Raw genomic sequence first — 20,543 nt, forward strand, 5'->3', positions numbered from 1 at the left:
AATCCAACACCCCAGAGGCCCACAGGTGCAACGTCGCACCACAGTTGTGTAGATACCTATGCCCTGCGCGGGCAAGCGGAGCGCCGCCCGGCCCGCTCCCACAAGGTGGATGGTGCAGAAACAACAAAGCCGCCCGAAGGCGGCTTTGTCAGGTGCAGCTTCGAAGCTTAGTGCTTCTCGCCCGCCAGCTTGTGCTCGAGGTAGTGAATGTTCACGCCCCCTTTGCAGAAGCCTTCATCGCGGACCAGGTCGCGGTGCAGCGGGATGTTGGTCTTGATCCCGTCAACCACGATTTCGTCCAGCGCATTGCGCATGCGCGCCATGGCTTCGTCACGGGTTGCCCCGTAAGTGATCAGCTTGCCAATCAGCGAGTCGTAGTTCGGCGGAACGGCATAACCACTGTACAGGTGCGAATCGACGCGAACGCCGTTGCCGCCTGGCGCGTGGAAATGCTTGACCGTGCCCGGGCTCGGCATGAAGGTTTTCGGGTCTTCAGCGTTGATCCGGCACTCCAGCGCGTGACCGCGGATGACCACGTCATCCTGGGTGAACGACAGCTTGTTGCCAGCGGCGATGCTCAGCATCTCCTTGACGATGTCGATACCGGTGACCATTTCCGAAACCGGGTGCTCAACCTGAACGCGGGTGTTCATTTCGATGAAATAGAACGCGCCATTCTCGTACAGGAACTCGAAGGTGCCGGCGCCACGGTAGCCGATGTCGATGCACGCCTTGACGCAGCGGGCGAAGACTTCCTGGCGAGCCTTCTCGTCGATGCCCGGTGCCGGCGCTTCTTCGAGAACTTTCTGGTGGCGACGTTGCAGCGAGCAATCGCGGTCACCCAGGTGGATGGCGTGGCCCTGGCCATCGGAAAGCACCTGGACTTCCACGTGACGTGGGTTGGTCAGGAATTTTTCCAGATAGACCATCGGGTTGCCGAACGCCGCGCCTGCTTCGGAGCGGGTCAGTTGTGCCGAGGAGATCAGGTCTTCTTCTTTATGCACCACGCGCATGCCGCGACCACCGCCGCCGCCAGCGGCCTTGATGATCACCGGGTAGCCCACTTCGCGACCGATGCGCAGAGCGGTTTCTTCGTCTTCGGGCAGCGGGCCGTCGGAGCCTGGAACGGTGGGTACGCCGGCAGCGATCATGGCGTGCTTGGCCGAAACCTTGTCGCCCATCAGGCGGATGGTTTCAGCTTTCGGGCCGATGAAGGCAAAACCGGAGTTCTCCACCTGTTCGGCGAAGTCAGCGTTTTCCGCGAGGAACCCGTAGCCTGGGTGAATGGCGGTAGCGCCGGTCACTTCGGCTGCGGCGATGATTGCCGGGATGTGCAGGTAAGAGTGCGCGGCCGATGCCGGACCGATGCAAACGGATTCGTCTGCCAGGCCCAGGTGCATCAGCTCCTTGTCGGCCTTGGAGTAAACGGCGACGGTCTTGATACCCATCTCTTTGCAGGCGCGCAGGATCCGCAGGGCAATTTCACCGCGGTTGGCGATCAGGACTTTTTCCAACTTCGCAGTCATCAAAGGCACTCCGCGGTTCAAACGATGGTGAACAGCGGTTGGTCGTACTCAACCGGCTGGCCGTCTTCAACGAGGATGGATTCGATCACACCGCTGGTTTCAGCTTCGATGTGGTTCATCATCTTCATGGCTTCGACGATGCACAGGGTGTCGCCTTTCTTCACGCTTTGGCCTACTTCAACGAAGGACGGCGAAGTCGGCGAAGACTTGCGATAGAAGGTACCTACCATTGGCGAGCGGGCCACGGTGCCGTTGAGCACGGGTGCGGCCGGAGCGGCAGGTGCAGCGGCAGCAGCAGGCGCTGCAGCAACCGGGGCGGCAACAGGTGCAGCCATTGGCGCCGGAGCGTAGTACTGCTGGGCTGGAGTTTTGCTGTGGCGGCTGATACGTACGGACTCTTCGCCTTCCTTGATCTCGAGCTCGTCGATGCCGGACTCTTCCAGCAGTTCGATCAGTTTCTTAACTTTACGGATATCCATGAATCATCAACTCCCAAGGGTCGGTCAGGGGCGTTTAACGCTTGTTGTTCAAGCCGTTGCCGGTCTTTCAAGCTGTTCCAGGGCGGCCTCCAGGGCCAGTCGATAACCGCTGGCGCCAAGGCCGCAGATCACTCCCACCGCTACGTCGGAGAAGTAAGAGTGATGGCGGAAAGGTTCGCGTTTGTGCACGTTAGACAAATGCACTTCGATGAATGGGATGCTCACCGCCAGCAGCGCGTCACGTAATGCGACACTTGTATGCGTAAAAGCTGCTGGATTGATCAGGATGAAGTCCACGCCCTCGACACGAGCTGCGTGAATACGATCGATCAATTCATACTCGGCGTTGCTTTGCAGGTAGAGCAAATGATGGCCGGCGTTACGTGCCCGCTGTTCCAGGTCCTGATTGATCTGGGCCAGGGTGATAGCCCCGTAGACGCCCGGTTCGCGGGTGCCGAGCAGGTTCAGGTTGGGGCCGTGCAGCACCAGTAGGGTCGCCATCTGCTGTTCCTTGTGATCTATGCGTAGTTATCAGAACCCGGCGACTATGCCGCAAAGCAAATGTGACTGTCCAGTTCTCTGCAATAGCCAGCACGATTACCGATGATTGCGCGAAGTATATGACCAACTGATTAAATCTGGTCAATCAAGTTGGCTGCACGTTCGGCGAAGTCCCGGCGACAGGCGAAGCGCCTGCAACAGGTCGCTCAAACACGAAAGGCCTGCACTGCCGTATGCAGTTGCCCGCCCAGCACCAACAGGTTCTCGCCCTGGCTGCGCCCTTGGCCAATGCGCAGCAGATTGTCCCCGCCCAGTTGATGAATGCGTTCGCTGTGATCACGGATTTCGCTGACCGCGCCACTTTGCTGGGCCGTGACATCGGCGATGCGCACGGCGGTGTCGGCGATGGTCTGGATCGCATCGACGATTTTATCCAGGGCGCCGTCAGCCGCCTGCGCCTGGCTGGCGGTGGCCTCGGCGTGCTCGACCTGGGCGCGCATGCCGTCCACCGACAAGCGCGCCGCCTGTTGCAAGCCGGCAATCAGGGTCTGGATTTCGGCGGTGGCGCCGGCGGTGCGTTGGGCCAGGGAGCGAACTTCCTCGGCGACCACTGCAAAACCACGGCCCATTTCCCCGGCGCGGGCGGCTTCGATGGCGGCGTTCAGGGCCAGCAGGTTGGTCTGGTCGGCAATCGAGCGAATTACTGTCAGCACGCCGCCGATGGTCGCTGACTCCTCGGCCAGGTGCTCGATCATCTGGGCATTGCCCTGGACCTCGTCGACCAGCGCGTGTAGCCCGGTCAGGCTCATGCCGATCACCTGCTGCCCGTGGGCGACTGCCAGGCCCGCATGGCGACTGGCGTCGGCCGCCTGGCTGGCATCGCCGGCCACTTGCACGATAGTGGCTTCCAGCTCGCCCAGGGAGTCGCGGATCAGCGCGGTGTCGCCAGCCTGATGCTCGGCACCGCTGTGCAGTTCGTTGCTCAGTTCGGCCAGCACACGGCTGCTGCCGGCGACTTGTTCGGCGTTGCGCCGGATGGTGCCCACCAGATCCACCAGGTAGGCGCGCAGGCGATTGAGCGATTCTTCGATGTCGTGCAGTTCACGGTTGGTCGCCCCCAAGTGGATGTCGGCGCTGAAATCCCCTTCGGCCCAGGTCGACAAGGCCGGTGCCAGGTTGCTCAGGACCCGTGCCAGGCGTCTTTGCAGAGTGTCGATCAGCAGGGCGATCAACAGAATCAGGCCGATCATCGCGCCCTGGATCAAGCGCACTTCGCCTTGAATCTGCCCATGCTGAGCGCGCACCACGGGCTCCAGCCCGGCGATGGCCTGCTGCACGGCGTCGATTTTCAGGTGGGTGGCGGCGCTCAGTTCGCTGCGTTGGCGGATCTGTTCGCGGGTTCGGGCCAGTTCAGCCGGGTAGCGGGCGAGCAGGCTGGCCAATTCGCGCTTGTAGCCGGTGCCGGCATCTTCGGCGACCGTTTGTTCGTTGCCTTGCAGGCCCATCATCGAGGCGAAGTCGTCGCTGTTCGACGCCTGGCTGCTCGCCACGCCGAGCAATGGCAAGGCGTCGATCAGCTCGGCCTGGCTGCGGATGTTGGTCACTTCACGCTCGACATCGACCGCCAACTCACTGCGGCCACTGCTCACCAATTTGTCCCGGGCCAGGGACAGCTTGCTCAGGTGTTGGGCCGCCGCCAGCAACGCCGGCAAGTAAGCGGCGGATTCCGGGCCGGGGCTGGCGGTGGCGTACTGGCCGAGTTGCTCCAGGCTGGCCCCCAGTTCGCGTTCCGCTTGCAGCAGCAGCGCTTGTGGATCGCCAGCCAGCTTGCCCGCCGCCAGCAGTTCGGTGCTGCTGAACACCTCGAGGCTGGCCAGGCTTGGGCGCAGGCTTTGCGCCAGCTCGGGGGGCATTTCATCCAGGCCTTGTTGCAGCGTGGTAATCGCCTGGGTGGCGCTGCTCAGGCGCAAGGCGTCGCCGCTTTGCAGGTAGTCTTCGATCTTGCGTGCCACTTGGTTCTGGAACTGCTGGGAGAGTCCCAGGTAACGCTCCATCAGCAGATAAGGACGTTCCAGGGCTTTTTGCGACCACCACAAAGTGGTGCCGAGTGCGAGGCACACCGCCACTAACAGCAGGGTATTGAGATTGGTCAGCCACTTCAGGCGCATCAGGTTTCTACCGACGACAGAATGGTAAGCGCCCGAAGTTATTGCGTTCGTATTACAGCGTTATGACCAAATCGGTGGTTTCCGTGGAAAAAGTGGCACTTTGCCTTGATTGCTGCGCAGCCTGCACCCGATTGCGACCTGCCGCCTTGGCGCGATACAGGGCTTCGTCTGCCTGGCTGGCCATCATCAGGCTGTCGCTGTCTTCACTCAGGTCGACCACGCCGGCGCTAAAGGTGCACCACAGGTCTTGCGGTTGGGCTGGGTAGTGAATCTCGGCAAAGCGTCGACGGATCTGCTCGAGTACTTTGTAGGCCGATTCGATATCGGTGTCGGGCATGACGATGGCGAACTCTTCGCCGCCATAACGACCAATGAAGTCGGTCTTGCGCAGGCGTTGCTTGAGAAACAGCGCCAGGCTCTTGATCACCCGGTCGCCCATGGGGTGGCCGTGGCTGTCGTTGACCCGCTTGAAGTGGTCGATGTCGAGCATGGCAAAACTCAAGGGCTTGTTCTCGCGGCGGGCGCGGAAGCTGCAGTCTTCGAGCAGTTGCAGGATATGGGTGTGGTTATACAGGCCAGTCAGGCTGTCGCGGACCATGCGCGCCTTGAGGTTGCGGGCCCGGGCCGCGCGATTGCGCACGGTGGTGATCAGGTGGCGCGGCTTGATCGGCTTGGTCAGGAAGTCGTCGCCCCCTTCGCTCATGGCGTCCAGTTGCTTGTCCAGGTCATCCTCGGCCGACAGGTAGATGATCGGCACGCTGACATAACGGTCGTTGTGTCGGATCACCTTGGCCAGTTCGGTACCGGTGCAGGCCGGCATGTACATGTCGAGAATGATCAGGTCGGGCTGGAAGTCCGCCAACTCGGCCATGGCCTGGATCGGCTCGATCAAGGTGCGGGTAATGATCCCGGCACTGTTGAGCAGGCGCTCGGTGTACATGGCCTGGGCGCGGGAGTCGTCGATGATCAGCACTTTGTAGGGTTCGTACTGGGCGATGCAGGTCAGCACTTCGATCTTTTCCAGCAGGCTCGAGGCCTCGAGGGTGCCGGTGAGGAACTCCTGGCCGCCGGCCCGGACCGCGGCCAGGCGCGTCGGCGTGTCGGTTTCCAGCAGGCTGAAAAACAACAGCGGCAGCTTGTGCTCCAGGCCTTCCTGGGCTTGGGCCGCCAGTTGCAGGCCCAAGCCCGGGCCCTCGAAATCGACGTCCATGACAATCGCACTCGGCAGGCGCTCGACCATCGCCGCGCGAAACGCCGCCACGCTGTCCAGGGACTGGGCACTCAGGCCAAAAAACTCCAGCTGCTTGGCCAGGCGTTCGGCACGGTCGTGATCCTGCAGCAACACGTACACCGGCTTGCGCAAGGGTGGCAGATAGGTTTGCTCGAGCTGGTCGCCCTGGCGCAGGCCGGTGCGCGACAAGCGTTGCATCAAGCGGTTGAGGTCGCTGATCAGGCCACTGCTCAAGCGTCCACGATTGGCGTCGACGGCCTGCAGGGACTGGTTGATGCCGTGGGCCAACTGGGTATGTTCGGGCTGTTCGAAGCGCTCGGCGAAACGTAGCAGGCGCAGGTTGGCTTCGCTGAGCTCCGCCAGGTCGGTTGTCGACCACTCACTGCCTTGCAGGCGCTGCCAAATCTCAAGAATCTGACGTGCCTGATGAATTACCCGCTGGGCAAAGTGCTGCTTGAGGCGCTCACGGCTGGGGTCTTCTGGCTCGGTCATATCCTGACTACTAGTGAGGGTGCATGCTGAGGTCGAGTGGTGGCTCTATGCTAGCACCACTTTCCAGTTGCATGAGTGTCGCTAGTCAATATTGTGCAAAGCGACTCCATTCAGTTTATGACCGACTGGTCTCGTAGGCTCGTGGCTCTGCTTCATCTATAGTGCTCGCTCGACCGCCACACATGCGGCGCCGTGCCAGGGCAGGATTAATCCGCTGCTGGCGAGGCACGATGGAGTAGGGTTGTGGTCGAACCGATGAACTCAAGTGATTGAAAGGATATCGCCATGCTGGACTGGAAGAACCGTGCAGGCAGCGCGCCCGAGCGCGCCGCCGAACCCAAGTCGGACACCCGCAGCTATTTGGGTGGCCTGCTGTTCAGCCGTGCGCTGGCTACGCTGATCGGTCTGTATCTGCTGGTGACCATCGGCCTGGGCTGGTACTGGAGCGAGGAGCCTGCGCTGTTCCCGGTCCAGCAGAACGCCCAGATCGCTGCCGAGAAAGACGGCAAGCAGATGGTCGTCGGCTACACCACGGTGGAAACCCTGAAGTCGGTGGCCGGTACCTTGCTGAACAAGCCAGGCGGCTACATTTCCAACGACCGGTTCCCGCCGGGCCTGTGGATGGACAACATGCCGAGCTGGGAATACGGAGTGCTGGTACAGGTCCGCGACCTGACCCGGGCCCTGCGCAAAGACTTTGCCCGCTCGCAATCGCAGTCGGCTGAAGACGCCGACCTGGCCAAGGCCGAGCCGCGCTTCAACTTCGACAACAAGAGCTGGGTGCTGCCTTCCAGTGAGTCGGAATACCAGGAAGGCATCAACTCCCTGACCCGCTATCAGGCGCGCCTGTCGGACCCTTCGCAAAAGAACGCGCTGTTCTATGCCCGCGCCGACAACCTGAACAACTGGCTGGGCGATGTCGGCACCCGCCTGGGTTCGCTGTCGCAACGCCTGTCGGCCAGTGTCGGCCGGGTCAAGCTGAACACCTCGCTGAAAACCGAAGTCGTGGCCCCAGGCCAGGTGCCGCAGGTCGACGAGGAAGTGGTGGAAACCCCGTGGATGCAGATCGACAACGTGTTCTATGAGGCGCGCGGCCAGGCGTGGGCCCTGTCGCACTTGCTGCGGGCGATCGAAGTCGACTTTGCCGATGTCCTGGCCAAGAAGAACGCCACCGTCAGCGTGCGCCAGATCATTCGTGAGCTGGAAGCCTCGCAGGAGCCAGTCTGGAGCCCGATGATCCTCAACGGCAGCGGTTTTGGTCCATTGGCCAACCACTCGCTGGTCATGGCCAACTACATTTCGCGGGCCAACGCAGCGGTGATCGACCTGCGTCAGCTGCTCAACCAGGGCTGAGTCATGGTTGATCAAGCCCGGGAGGCCGCGCACCGTGCGGCCTCGGATGCCGAGCAGATCGCCTGGGTCGACGAGCAGGACCACCTGCTCGGCTCACTGGTGCGCTCAGAGTTGCGCGAGCGCGGGCTGATCGGGCGCGGCACCTACATCATGCTGTTCAACTCCAGCGGTGAGTTGTGCGTGCATCAGCGCACCTTCAGCAAGGCGCTCTATCCCGGATTCTGGGATGTGGCGGCCGGCGGCATGGTCGGTGTCGATGAAAGCTACGCCGAGTCGGCGGCCCGGGAGCTTGCGGAGGAATTGGGGGTGAGCGGGGTGGAACTGACCGCCCACGACCATTTTTTCTTTGAGGACACCGACAGCCGCCTGTGGTGTGCGGCGTTTTCGGCGGTCTGGGACGGGCCCTTGATACTGCAGCCGGAAGAGGTGCTGCAGGCGCGTTTTATCCCCCTTGCCCAGGTCATGCAGGAAATCAGCGAAAAGCCTTACTGCCCGGACTCTTTGGCGGCTTTGAAACGCTATCTGCGGGCGCGCGGCATCGACGTCGCAAAAGATGCATAAATTGGCGCCGATTGGCTCTTAGCAAGTGAGCTTTTTGTCGTTACACTGCGCGACCTTTTGTAGGAGCGAGTGCCCGCTTGCGAGTGCCCGCTTGCGGCCTGCTCGCGAAAAATGCATGGACGACACGTGCTGCCTGATGCCGCGCGTTATCGTTGACGTCCATCGCGAGCAAGCTCGCTCCTACAGGGTTGTACCGTTCCAGTAGCGCTGCCCCTGCCTGAGTGGGGCTTCGCGGTCGATAGCCCGTGCCAACGTGGCTGCGACCAGTCTTTGTCCTCCCAAGAGGATTGCCGGTGGCCAAAAAAGCCGCATCCTTCGCCGCCCTTGGTGGCCTGGTATTTTCCACCGACGCAGGTCGACATTGCCCGGACTGTAGCCAGCCCGTGGCAGCCTGCATCTGCCAACAAACCGTTATCCCGGCCGGTGATGGCGTCGCGCGCGTGCGCCGCGAAAGCAAGGGCCGTGGCGGCAAGACGGTGACCACCATCAGCGGCGTACCGCTGGCCGAAGACGCGCTCAAGGACCTGGCCACGACGTTGAAGAAACGCTGTGGCACCGGCGGTGCGTTGAAGGACGGGGTCATCGAAATCCAGGGTGATCATGTCGAGCTACTCTTGGCAGAGCTGATCAAACACGGTTTCAAAGCGAAGAAATCCGGCGGCTAGCAGCCTCTGTGAAGACCACCCGACTTGACGCAGGCCTGATCCCGATCAGCGTCGGCGGCGTCTCCAAGGTTTTCACAGAGCCTGTTCTGACCGGTTTCTAAACTCAGGGCTGCATTCGAGGTCTATCCCCTCGTTGCAGGCTAATCGTCATTTTCATTCTTTAAGCTGCGCCAGCCCTCAACCCGGGTGGCGCTCTTTGACTTCATTTATAGGGGACTTCGATGTCCGTACGACGCACACGCAAAGACGATGGCAGCCAATGGACAGTTGCGGACAGCCGCAGTGTTTACGGGATTCGCCATTGGGGGGCCGGGTATTTCGCGATCAATGACGCCGGTCGCGTCGAAGTTCGTCCGAACGGTCCGAACAGCTCGCCTATCGACCTGTTCGAGCAAGTCGACCAGTTGCGCAAAAGTGGCCTGTCCTTGCCGTTGCTGGTCCGTTTCCCGGACATTCTGCAAGACCGCGTGCGTCAGTTGACCGGCGCCTTCGATGCGAACATCGAGCGCCTGGAATACCAGAGCAAATACACCGCCCTGTACCCGATCAAGGTTAACCAGCAAGAAGCGGTGATCGAGAACATCATCGCCACCCAGGATGTGTCCATCGGCCTTGAAGCCGGTTCCAAGCCTGAACTGCTGGCCGTGCTGGCCCTGGCGCCGAAGGGCGGCACCATCGTCTGCAACGGTTACAAGGACCGTGAGTTCATCCGCCTGGCGCTGATGGGCCAGAAGCTTGGCCACAATGTATTCATCGTGATCGAGAAAGAATCCGAAGTCGGCCTGGTGATCGAAGAAGCCGCCTCGCTCAAGGTCAAGCCACAGGTCGGCCTGCGGGTACGCCTGTCGTCCCTGGCTTCGTCCAAGTGGGCGGACACCGGTGGTGAGAAATCCAAGTTCGGCCTGTCGGCGGCGCAACTGCTGTCGGTGGTCGAGCGCTTCCGCGCCGCTGGCCTGGACCAGGGCATCCGCCTGCTGCACTTCCACATGGGTTCGCAGATCGCCAACCTGGCGGACTACCAGCACGGTTTCAAGGAAGCAATCCGTTACTACGGCGAGTTGCGCAACCTCGGCCTGCCGGTCGACCACATCGACGTCGGCGGCGGCCTGGGTGTGGACTACGACGGTACGCACTCGCGTAATGCCAGTTCGATCAACTACGACATGGACGATTACGCCGGTGTCGTGGTCGGGATGCTCAAGGAATTCTGCGACGCGCAGAGCCTGCCACACCCGAACATCTTCTCCGAAAGCGGCCGTTCCCTGACCGCCCACCACGCCATGCTGGTGGTGCAGGTGACCGACGTCGAGAAACACAACGACGACGTACCGCAGATCGAGAACAAGGAAGCACTGCCGGAAACCGTGCAATGGCTGGTGGACCTGCTGGGTCCGACCGACATCGAGATGGTCACCGAAACCTACTGGCGCGCCACTCACTACATGAGCGACGTGGCGGCCCAGTACGCCGATGGCAAGCTGACCCTGGCCGAGAAAGCCCTGGCCGAGCAATGCTACTTCGCCGTCTGCCGTCGCCTGCACAACTCGTTGAAGGCCCGTCAGCGCTCGCACCGCCAGGTGCTCGACGAACTCAACGACAAGCTGGCCGACAAGTACATCTGCAACTTCTCGGTATTCCAGAGCCTGCCAGATACCTGGGCCATTGGCCAGGTCCTGCCGATCCTGCCGCTGCACCGTCTCGACGAAGAGCCGCTGCGCCGCGCCGTGCTGCAAGACCTGACCTGCGACTCCGACGGCAAGATCAAGCAGTACGTCGACGAGCAGAGCATCGAGACCAGCCTGCCGGTGCATGCCCTCAAGGACGGTGAAGACTACCTGCTGGGGATCTTCCTGGTGGGCGCCTACCAGGAAATCCTCGGCGATATGCACAACCTGTTTGGTGACACCGACTCGGTGAACATCTACCAGAATGCCGACGGTAGTGTTTATCACGCTGGGATCGAGACCCACGACACCATCGAGGACATGCTGCGCTACGTGCACTTGTCGCCGGAAGAGCTGATGACTCACTACCGCGACAAAGTCGCCAGCGCGCGGATCACCGCTGCCGAGCGTACCCAGTTCCTCGACGCACTGCGCCTGGGCCTGACTCGTTCTTCGTACCTGTCTTCCTGAGGTAACGAACCGCTGAAACCAGGCTGTCTGAAAATGTTCCGCGTCTTACGGAAAATTCGGATGGTCTGGTAAGGCGATTCCTAGTTTTTTCAGCGATTTTTAATGGTGTAGCACTATCAACGATGGTGCTTCCTCATTTCATGTAGTCCATTTCCCAAGTTGTATTTCGGCACTCTACTCGGCCATGTCTCTCAGCGAGAATCCCCGGCCGCCCCTCCTGTAGAGAAAAGCCGATGTTCGATCCCCTTTACGAGCCGTCATTTCGTCTGGAGATAGCGGGTCAACCCCAGCCCCTGGTCGTGGTCGCGTTAAGCGGCAGCGAAGCCATCAGCCAACCCTTTGAGTTCCTGCTGGACTTGCACCTGGACGAGCGCCAGTTGGACCTGTCCAGCCTGATGTTTCGCGCGGCCTATCTGTGTTTCGGCACGGCGGTCAGCGGCATTCATGGACAGATCCAGGGCCTGGTGCCGCTTCACGATGAAGCACAACCTGGCCTCTGGCGTGTGACCCTGGGCCCGCGACTGGCCTGTCTGGCACGTCGCTTCACCCAGCGTGTATTCAGCGGATTGTCGGTGCCGCAGATCCTCGCCCAGGTGTTGAGTGAGCACGGCATTGACGGGCAGGCTTGCCGATTCGAATTGCGCGGTGAGTATCCGGCACTGGAGTTCTGCACTCAGTACCGTGAATCCGACCTGGCGTTTGTCCAGCGCCTGTGTGGCCAGCAGTCGATTGACTACCACTTCCGGCACCGCCGAGCAGGCCATTGCCTGGTGTTTAGCGATTGCGGGCAGCACCACTGCGTGGCCGAGACGCTTAGCTTCGGGGTTGAAGGTGCCTCCGGTGTCAGGCGATTTGCAGTGCATGCGCAAGCGGACGGCATCCATGTGCAGGCAGCAACCGAGCGGCCCACAGTGCGCGCGGGGCGGCTTTTATCCTGCTCCGGACACCCCAGCACCGAGGGCACTGGCCAGTGGTTGATCACCCGGGTCGAACATTGCGCGAGCCAGCACGACGTGCCGCACTATCACAATCGACTGCGGGCCATTCCGTGGGGCGTGCCGTACGTGCCAGCCGAATCGCCGGCGAAACCGCGCATGAGCAGCCTGCAACTCGGCTGGGTGGTGAACGTGGACGGCCAACACCGTGATGCGCAGCAGCGGATCGCGGTGCAACTGGAGTGGTTGTACCAGGGCGAGGGCGGTCGCCCTAGTCATTGCTGGTTGCCGGTGGCTGCGCATTTATCTGTCCAGGCGATAAATGGACTCAGGGCAGGTGCGGAGGTGTACGTCAGCTATACCGAGGGTGATCCGGATCAGCCCTTGATCTGCGGCGTGCTCGTCACGCCACTGCAGACCGGGGATAACCTGGCTGCTACCGGCTCGCCTGCGACACGCTTGCAACTGCAGATCAGTGCGGCAGCATTCATGGGGAGCGAGCAACAGCTGCAAGTGTCGCCCGGGCCGGCACAGGCCGTTGGCCCCAGCGTTGAACGGCAGTTCAAGGTCGGTTGCAGCGAAGTGAGTTTCGACGGTGAAACCTTGCGCCTGTCCAGCCCGAACATTCACCTCAAGGCCATGGAACCGCCCACGGTCGAGACCCCGAGTGCAACCATGGAGGAAGTGCCCGCGATCGCGGCCCAGGACTTGCTGACCCTGCTGCGCACCAGTCAGCCGCTGGTGTTGCTGTGCCTGCTGCCCGGTGGTGGCAGCTACAGCCATTGCCGCCAGTTCATCTGCGTGTGTCGCACGGCGACAGGTGATGGCCTGAGTGGTGCAGCATGAGCCTGACCCGCACAGCGCAATGGCTGTTGCTCGACATACCCGCCGCACCGCAGGCCTGCAGCCGGTTGCAGCACGGCTTTGCCGGCGCGGTGCGGCACGCGTTGTTTGCCAACACCGACCTGCATGGGTTGCGCGAGCAGGGGCCGCAGGTGATCGAATTGGCGAGCCACGCGAGGCTGGCCGATTGCGTCCATGATCAGCCGGAAGACTGGCCTGGGCTACTGTTGCAGACCTCGGTGTCGGCAGGTCCGTTGCTCGAGCACTTGCGGCGCATGCTCACGGTGACCTTCGGCCTGCATCACAAGGGCCTGTTGAGCTACTACAACCCTTGGACCGCCAGCTACTTCTTCGATGCCCGCGACGCCAGTGAGTTAAGCCGCTGGTTGGGGCCGATCGACCGGTTGTACTGGTACGGCGGCACCTGGGCGGATCGGGCCATGGGCAGCCTGGGGTGGCAGCAGATGGTCAATCCGCGCCGGGCTGTAAGTGAGCTGGCGATCGAAGACAACCTCAGCCAGCACCAGCAGGATAAGTTGCAGACGTGTTTGCTGGAGCGCCATGCCTGGTCGTGGTGCCGGGCCACTGGGCATGATTATGGGGTGATCTGGTGCTGCCTCGAGGAAGGCTTGGAACAGGGCTTCACCGAGCACGCGGTGCTGGACGGCTGGTTGCGCCTGCGCCTGCAATACCCATCCGCCACGCTGCAGGTGGTTCTGCCGGGAGGCACTCAGCAGGAGCGTCTGGACAGCCTGCGTCAGCACTGGCGCAACGATCCGACTTGAAGCCGGCGTCTGCGCCAGTACGGTGGTTCACTGCGTGTGGCCGGTGAACCATTGGTCCTTGTTGCGCAGGTGCCAGGCGAATACGCCCAGGGTCAGGCTGCGCAGCAACATGAACAGCAGGAATGTCAGCCACAGGCCATGGTTGCCCAGGCCTTGCAGGGCCCAGGCGAACGGCAGGACGATGACCACGGTCAACAGCATGCCGTTGCGCATTTCCCGCGCACGGGTGGCGCCGATGAACAGGCCGTCGAGCAGGTAGCTCCAGACCGCAATCAGGGGCAGGGCGGCCAGGTAAGGCAAGTAGCTGAAAGCGGTGTCGCGCACGCTCTGGATATCCGTCTGCATTTCAATGAACAGGTGCCCGGCACACAGAAACAACAGGGCGAAGCCGGTGCTGGCGATCAACGACCAACCGCAAGCCACCACCAGCGAGCGGCGCAGGGCCTGGCGATCACGGGCGCCGATGGCGTGGCCGCACAGCGCCTCCACGGCATGCGCCAGGCCATCGAGGGCGTGGGCCGTCAACAGCAGGCCGTTGAGCAACAGGGCATTGGCTGCCACCGTCGCATCACCGAGTCGGGCGCCCTGCACCGTGATCATGAAAAATACCGACTGCAGCGCCAGGCTGCGGATGAAGATATCCCGGTTGACCGCCAGCAGCGGCCGCCAGCTCTGCCAGATGGCCAGTGCCGCCCAGGCCATATGCCCGGGAAAAGCGCGCAGGGCGCTGCGGGTCATGGCCAGGCCGAGCAGGGCGCCAGTCCATTCGGCGATCACCGACGCCCGGGCCGAGCCGACCACGCCCCACTCCAGGCCAATGACGAACCACAGGTTGAGGGCAATGTTCACCAGGTTGGTGGTCAGCAGGATCGCCAGTGGCGCGCGGGCGTTCTGGGTGCCGAGGAACCAGCCGACCAGCGCATAGCTGGCCAGGGCCGCAGGCAAGCCAAACAGCCGGGTGTGGAAAAACTCCCGAGTCAGGTGTTCGAGCTCCGCCGACGGCTGCATGAAGTGCAGCGCCACGCCACTCAGTGGCACGCCCAGGCTGCCCAGCAGCACGGCCAGCCCCAGCGCCAGCAGCAGGCCCTGCAGCAAGATCTGGCGCAAGGCCGCGCCGTCCCCGCGTCCGGCGGCCTGGGCCGCGAACCCGGTGGAGCCCATGCGCAGGAAACCCATGGCCCAGGCCAGGAAGGTGTACAGGCTGGCACCGACCGCCACGGCGCCCAGTTGGTGGGCGTGGGGCAGGTGGCCGATCACGGTACTGTCGACCAGCGCCACCAACGGCACCGAGAGGTTGGAGAGAATCATCGGCGCGGCGAGCGCCCAGACACGGCGGTGGGTCGGGCGGTCGCGCCAGTCGTTGATCAGGGTGGACATGCAGGCTCCTTGGGCGAGCGGCATTGTAGCGGCAGATCCGCAGGGGCGGTGGTTCGGGATCAGCGGCGATCTGCTCCCGGGCGGAGAACCAAACACCCAACCGTCGGTCAATCACTCCAGCCCGGCAAGCGCTTGGGCTATAGTTCAACCCTTCGATACTCCTGCCCACGAGTGCCCCATGCTTAACAAAGGATTGTTTCTGGCCGCTGCGCTGACCTTGCTCAGTGCCTGCGATTCATCGACGCCCGGCCAACCCCCGGCCAGCTCCGCACCGGCGGCCACGGTCAGCGCCGCCAAGACGCACACCGGGCAAGACCTGGCGGCGCTGAAGCAGCGCTACGCCGGCCGTGAGTTGAGCGTGGTGGATGTCTCGGAAATCCAGCTCGACGGTGCCAGCACCCTGTCGGTGAGCTTTTCGGTGCCGCTGGACCCCCAGCAGAAATTCGCCGACAAGCTGCACCTGGTCGACAGCAAAAGCGGCAAGGTCGATGGTGCCTGGGAGCTTTCCGACAACCTGATGGAGCTGCGCCTGCGTCACCTTGAGCCGCAGCGCAAGCTGGTGCTGACGGTGGATGCCGGATTGCTGGCGGTCAACGACGCCAAGCTGACCGGCGAATATGTCAGCCGCCTGGAAACCCGCGACCTGCAACCGACCGTAGGGTTTGCCAGCCGTGGCAGTCTGCTGCCGACGCGCCTGGCCGAAGGCCTGCCGGTGATTGCCCTGAATGTCGACAAGGTCGACGTCGAATTTTTCCGGATCAAATCCGAATCGCTGCCAGCGTTCCTCGCCCAATGGGGTCGCAACAACAGCCTGCAAAGCTATGAATCCCGTGAACTGCTGCCCATGGCCGAGTTGGTGTATGGCGGCCGCTTTGACCTGAACCCGGCGCGCAACACCCGTGAAACCCTGCTGTTGCCGATCGCCGGCCTCAAGCCGCTGCAGCAACCGGGCGTCTACCTGGCGGTCATGCGCGCCTCGGGCACGTACAACTATTCGCAACCGGCGACCCTGTTTACCCTCAGTGACATCGGGCTTTCGGTGCACCGCTACCAGAACCGCCTGGACGTGTTCACCCAAGCCCTGGAGGGCGGCAAGGCGCTGGACGATGTCAGCCTGGAGTTGCTCGACAGCGACGGCCGCGTGGTCGGCCAGGGCAAGACCGGGCAGGGCGGCCACGCGCAGTTGCCGCTGCCGAAAAAAGCCGAAGTGCTCATCGCCCACCAGGGCCAGCAGACCAGCCTGCTGCGACTCAACAGTGCAGCGTTGGACCTGGCCGAGTTCAACATCGGCGGCCCCCAGTCCCATCCATTGCAGTTCTTCGTGTTCGGCCCGCGGGATCTCTACCGCCCCGGCGAAACCGTGCTGCTCAACGCCCTGCTGCGCGATACCGACGGCAACGCGGTCAAGTCGCAGCCGGTGAGTGTCGAAGTGCGGCGCCCGGATGAGCAGGTCAGCCGCAAGTTCGTCTGGGACGCCGATGCCTCCGGTCTGTATCAGTATCAGTTGCAGCTGGCCGGCGAAGCGCCGACCGGGCGTTGGCAGTTGGTGTTCGACCTGGGCGACGGCAAGCCACAACTCTACGAGTTTCTCGTCGAAGACTTCCTGCCCGAACGCCTGGCCCTCGAACTCAAGGGCAGCGAGCAACCGATCAAACCGGGCGACACCGCGCAAATCAGCGTCAATGGTCGTTATCTCTACGGCGCGCCGGCCGCCGGCAATCGCTTGAGTGGCCAAGTTTACGTGCGACCGCTGCGTGAGGCGGTCAAGAGCCTGCCGGGTTATCAATTCGGCTCGGTGACCGAAGAGGAGCTGAGCCAGGACCTGGAGCTGGAGGAAACCGCGCTGGACGAAGACGGCGAAGTGCTGATCTCCCTCGACAGCAAATGGGCCGAAGCCAAGTCACCGCTGCAACTGATCGTCCAGGCCAGCCTGCAGGAGTCCGGTGGCCGGCCGATTACCCGGCGCGTGGTGCAACCGGTGTGGCCGGCCGAGCGCATGCCGGGGCTGCGCGCCTTGTTCGATGGCGAGGAAACCGACGGCGATGGTCCGGTCGAGTTCGAACTGTTGATGGCCAACAACCAGGGCCAGAAGCTGGCCGCCGACAACCTCAAGGTGCGCTTGATTCGCGAGCGCCGTGACTATTACTGGAACTACTCGGACAACGATGGCTGGAGCTATCACTTCAACGAGAAGTTCCTCAACCTTGCCGAAGAGACCCTGAGCATCAAGGCCGGTGACACGGCCAAGGTCAGCTTCCCGGTGGAGTGGGGCCCTTATCGGGTGGAAGTCGAAGACCCACAGACCGGGGTGACCAGCAGCCTGCGCTTCTGGGCCGGCTACCGTGCCCAGGACAACGCCGAAGGCGGGGCAGTGCGTCCGGACCAAGTGAAACTGGCGCTGGATAAACCGGCCTATGCCGATGGCGACACGGCCACGGTCACGGTAACGCCACCGGCGGCCGGCAAAGGCTATCTGCTGGTGGAATCGGCCGATGGCCCGCTGTGGTGGCAGGAAATCGAAGTGCCGGCCGAGGGCAAGAGTTTTGCCGTGAAGCTCGATCCGAAATGGTCGCGGCACGATCTGTATGTCAGCGCGCTGGTGATTCGTCCCGGTGAGCGCAAGGCCAACGTCACCCCCAAACGTGCGGTCGGCGTGCTGCACTTGCCGCTGGATCGGACCCAGCGCAAGCTTGGCCTGAGCCTGAGTGCACCGGAAAAAATGCGCCCCAAACAGCCGCTGAGCGTGAAGATCCAGGCCAGGAATGCCGACGGCAGCGTGCCAAAACAGGTGCACGTGCTGTTGGCTGCAGTCGATGTCGGCATCCTCAATATCACCGAGTACCCGACCCCGGATCCCTACTCCAGCCTGTTTGGACGCAAGGCCTACGGCGCTGACCAATTGGACGTCTACGGGCAATTGATCGAAGCCGGCCAAGGCCGTCTGGCCAGCCTGGCCTTTGGTGGTGATGCGGCGCTGGCCAAGGGCGGCAAACGCCCGGACACCAGCGTGACCATCGTCGCCCTGCAGAGTGCGCCGGTTACCCTCAACGAGCAGGGTGAAGGTCAGGTCAGTGTCGATATTCCGGACTTCAACGGTGAACTGCGCTTGATGGCCCAGGCCTGGACCGACGATCGCTACGGCATGGCCGAAGCCAAGACGGTGATCGCCGCGCCTTTGATCGCCGAACTATCGGCGCCACGCTTCCTCGCTGGCGGCGACCAGACCAGCCTGGCGCTGGACCTGTCGAACCTCTCGGGCAAGGCGCAGACGCTGCAGGTGCAACTGAGCACCGAGGGCCAACTGGCCCTGGTGGACACGGCGGCCCACAGTGTGGCGTTGACCCCGGGCCAGCGCACCACCTTGCGCATTCCCCTGCGCGCCCTCGGTGGTTTTGGCCAGGGCAAGGTCAAGGTGCTGGTCAACGGCCTCGACTTACCGGGCGAGAGCCTGCCGCCGTTTACCCGGGAGTGGACCCTGGGCGTGCGGCCGGCCTATCCGGCGCTGCTCAAGCACTATCGCGCGGTACTCAAGGAGCAACCCTGGAGCCTGCCTGACAGTGAACTGGCACTGTTCGAACCGGCCGGGCGCGAAGCCTTGCTCAGCCTGTCGAGCCGGCCACCGCTGAACCTGGGCGAGCAGATCCGTGCACTCAAAGCCTACCCCTATGGTTGTTCCGAACAAACCACCAGCGGCCTGTACCCGTCGCTGTATGCCGACGCGGCGAGCCTGAAACGCCTGGGCCTGGAAGGCGAGCCGGAAGCTGCGCGCAAGCGCAAGATCGAACTGGGCATCGAACGTTTGCTGGGCATGCAGCGTTACAACGGTAGCTTCGGCCTGTGGGGTGCCGACGGGGAAGAGGAGTACTGGCTGACAGCCTACGTCACCGACTTCCTGCTGCGCGCCCGCGACCAGGGTTTCGGCGTGCCGGCCGATGCCCTGAAAAAAGCCAACGAGCGCCTGCTGCGTTACCTGCAGGAGCGCAACCTGATCGAAGTCGACTATAGCGAAAACGCCGAGCACACGCGGTTTGCGGTGCAGGCCTATGCCGGCCTGGTATTGGCCCGCAGCCAACAGGCACCTTTGGGCGCGCTGCGCAGTCTGTTCGAGCGGCGCAGCGATGCCCGTTCCGGGTTGCCACTGGTGCAGTTGTCGGTGGCCCTGCAGCTCATGGGCGATCAACCACGTGCCGGCCAGGCTCTGGTCGCCGGGCTTGCGGCGACACGCAAGGCCAACGACTGGCTGGCCGACTACGGCAGCCCGCTGCGGGACCAGGCGCTGATTCTGGCGTTGCTGCAGGAATATGACCTGGACAAGGGCAAGCGCGAAGAGCGCTTGTTCGAGCTGTCCGACCAGTTGGCTGCCAGCCCGTACCTGTCGACCCAGGAGCGCAACTCGCTGTTCCTCGCCGGCCGTAGTTTGCTGGGCAAGCCTGAAGCCAACTGGACTGCGCAGTTGAGCAGTGGCACGCAAACCCGTGAGCTGAACAACGCCCAGCCTGGGCTCAAGTTGCAAGGGCCGTTGCTGGCCTCGCCGCTGACGCTGAGCAATGCCGGCAGCGAGCCGGTCTATCAACAGCTGACCATCTCCGGTTATCCACTGCAGGCGCCGGCACCGGGTGGCGAGAACCTGAACATCCGCCGTGAGTACCTGGGCATGAACGGCCAGCCGCTGGACCTCAAGGCGTTGGCCAGCGGCGACCTGGTACTGGTGCATATCGCCGTCAGCGCCAAGCAGCGCGTGCCGGATGCCTTGGTGGTGGACTTGTTGCCGGCCGGCCTGGAGCTGGAAAACCAGAACCTGGCCCAAAGCGCCGCAAGCCTGGAAAACGCCAGCAGCAAGGTCAAGGAGTGGCGTGAGTCGATGCAGAACGCCAGCCTCAAGCACCAGGAGTTCCGTGACGATCGTTACGTCGCAGCGTTGAACCTCGACGGCTATGGCACCACGCACCTGCTGTATCTGGCGCGGGCGGTTACGCCCGGCACCTATCGTGTACCGCCGCCGCAGGTGGAGTCGATGTACCGGCCGAACTGGCAGGCGGTGGGTGAGACGGTGCCAGAGATGGTAATCAAGGGCCGTTGAATGCTGCGGCTTTATCTACGAGGGGTTGGGTGGTTCAGTGAATCACCCAACTCAACACCCACAACCCCAATACCAGCCAGATGATCCCGCCGATGATCGAGGCGCGCATGAAGGCGCGGATGGCCGAGTACAGCAGCAACAGGCCGACCACCAGCGCAAGGATGCTGACGATCGAAGTGTCCATGCCCAGCGCCTGTGACAGCCCTTCGACAAAGTTGCCGCCAGCGTGGCTCAAGGTGTTGAACAACCCGCTGAGTATGTCGACGATGAAGCGGATGACCGACCCCAGCGCCTGGCCGAGCCATTCGAAAAAGCTTTCTACCTGCATGTGTGCATCCTGATGAAAGAGTGGGCGTGGGTGCCAGAGCTGAGTCTTTGGCTGTTGAATCTGTGGGTGAGTTCCCTTGAAGCA

Annotated in this window: 14 protein-coding genes; 7 read left to right on the forward strand and 7 right to left on the reverse strand. The window is 62.7% G+C overall.

The features are described from left to right. Window positions 1-167: 167 nt before the first annotated feature. From accC to ACM6IP_RS10400, 5 genes are all read right to left on the reverse strand, one after another. Window positions 168-1,526, reverse strand: coding sequence for an acetyl-CoA carboxylase biotin carboxylase subunit (gene accC, locus ACM6IP_RS10380; protein ID WP_095170173.1), 1,359 nt, complete (start codon window positions 1,524-1,526; stop codon window positions 168-170). Between the two features lie 17 nt (window positions 1,527-1,543). Further along, on the reverse strand, window positions 1,544-2,005 hold the full coding sequence (gene accB / locus ACM6IP_RS10385; RefSeq protein WP_095170174.1) for an acetyl-CoA carboxylase biotin carboxyl carrier protein: 462 nt from the start codon (window positions 2,003-2,005) through the stop codon (window positions 1,544-1,546). Between the two features lie 48 nt (window positions 2,006-2,053). Next, entirely contained in the window at window positions 2,054-2,506 is a 453-nt protein-coding gene (gene aroQ, locus ACM6IP_RS10390) for a type II 3-dehydroquinate dehydratase (RefSeq protein WP_095170175.1), read from the reverse strand. 206 nt (window positions 2,507-2,712) lie between these two features. Beyond that, window positions 2,713-4,674, reverse strand: a complete 1,962-nt coding sequence (locus tag ACM6IP_RS10395) for a methyl-accepting chemotaxis protein (RefSeq protein ID WP_414861442.1) — start codon at window positions 4,672-4,674, stop codon at window positions 2,713-2,715. Window positions 4,675-4,726: 52 nt separating this feature from the next. Continuing rightward, window positions 4,727-6,397 carry a response regulator gene (locus tag ACM6IP_RS10400; RefSeq protein ID WP_095170177.1) on the reverse strand — a complete coding sequence of 557 codons (1,671 nt, stop codon included), beginning with the start codon at window positions 6,395-6,397 and terminating at the stop codon, window positions 4,727-4,729. A 285-nt stretch (window positions 6,398-6,682) separates the two neighbouring features. On the opposite strand from ACM6IP_RS10400, the gene ACM6IP_RS10405 reads away from it, so the two are divergent. From ACM6IP_RS10405 to ACM6IP_RS10430, 6 genes are all read left to right on the forward strand, one after another. After that, window positions 6,683-7,750, forward strand: a complete 1,068-nt coding sequence (locus ACM6IP_RS10405) for a DUF2333 family protein (protein ID WP_095170178.1) — start codon at window positions 6,683-6,685, stop codon at window positions 7,748-7,750. Between the two features lie 3 nt (window positions 7,751-7,753). After that, complete coding sequence (locus tag ACM6IP_RS10410) at window positions 7,754-8,311, forward strand: NUDIX hydrolase (protein WP_401130320.1); 558 nt, start codon at window positions 7,754-7,756, stop codon at window positions 8,309-8,311. Between the two features lie 293 nt (window positions 8,312-8,604). Continuing rightward, window positions 8,605-8,976 carry a translation initiation factor Sui1 gene (locus ACM6IP_RS10415; RefSeq protein ID WP_414861443.1) on the forward strand — a complete coding sequence of 124 codons (372 nt, stop codon included), beginning with the start codon at window positions 8,605-8,607 and terminating at the stop codon, window positions 8,974-8,976. A 221-nt stretch (window positions 8,977-9,197) separates the two neighbouring features. Continuing rightward, the gene (gene speA, locus ACM6IP_RS10420; protein WP_095170181.1) at window positions 9,198-11,111 is read left to right on the forward strand and encodes an arginine decarboxylase; all 1,914 of its coding nucleotides are present in this window, start codon (window positions 9,198-9,200) and stop codon (window positions 11,109-11,111) included. Between the two features lie 233 nt (window positions 11,112-11,344). Beyond that, the gene (locus ACM6IP_RS10425; protein WP_414861444.1) at window positions 11,345-12,892 is read left to right on the forward strand and encodes a type VI secretion system Vgr family protein; all 1,548 of its coding nucleotides are present in this window, start codon (window positions 11,345-11,347) and stop codon (window positions 12,890-12,892) included. Then, window positions 12,889-13,674, forward strand: a complete 786-nt coding sequence (locus tag ACM6IP_RS10430; protein ID WP_095170183.1) for a DUF4123 domain-containing protein — start codon at window positions 12,889-12,891, stop codon at window positions 13,672-13,674. The genes ACM6IP_RS10425 and ACM6IP_RS10430 overlap by 4 nt, the downstream gene beginning before the upstream one ends. Window positions 13,675-13,701: 27 nt before the next feature. Here ACM6IP_RS10430 and ACM6IP_RS10435 read toward each other — a convergent pair whose 3' ends face one another. Beyond that, window positions 13,702-15,051, reverse strand: coding sequence for an MATE family efflux transporter (locus ACM6IP_RS10435; RefSeq protein ID WP_414861445.1), 1,350 nt, complete (start codon window positions 15,049-15,051; stop codon window positions 13,702-13,704). A 178-nt stretch (window positions 15,052-15,229) separates the two neighbouring features. On the opposite strand from ACM6IP_RS10435, the gene ACM6IP_RS10440 reads away from it, so the two are divergent. Then, window positions 15,230-20,131, forward strand: a complete 4,902-nt coding sequence (locus ACM6IP_RS10440) for an alpha-2-macroglobulin family protein (RefSeq protein WP_414861446.1) — start codon at window positions 15,230-15,232, stop codon at window positions 20,129-20,131. Between the two features lie 34 nt (window positions 20,132-20,165). On the opposite strand, the gene ACM6IP_RS10445 is transcribed toward ACM6IP_RS10440, so the two are convergent. Then, window positions 20,166-20,459, reverse strand: coding sequence for a hypothetical protein (locus ACM6IP_RS10445; protein ID WP_095170186.1), 294 nt, complete (start codon window positions 20,457-20,459; stop codon window positions 20,166-20,168). Between the last annotated feature and the right edge of the window lie 84 nt (window positions 20,460-20,543).

Origin of the sequence: Pseudomonas sp. IT-P176, assembly GCF_949767245.1 — a bacterium.
In the GTDB taxonomy this organism is placed as follows: domain Bacteria; phylum Pseudomonadota; class Gammaproteobacteria; order Pseudomonadales; family Pseudomonadaceae; genus Aquipseudomonas.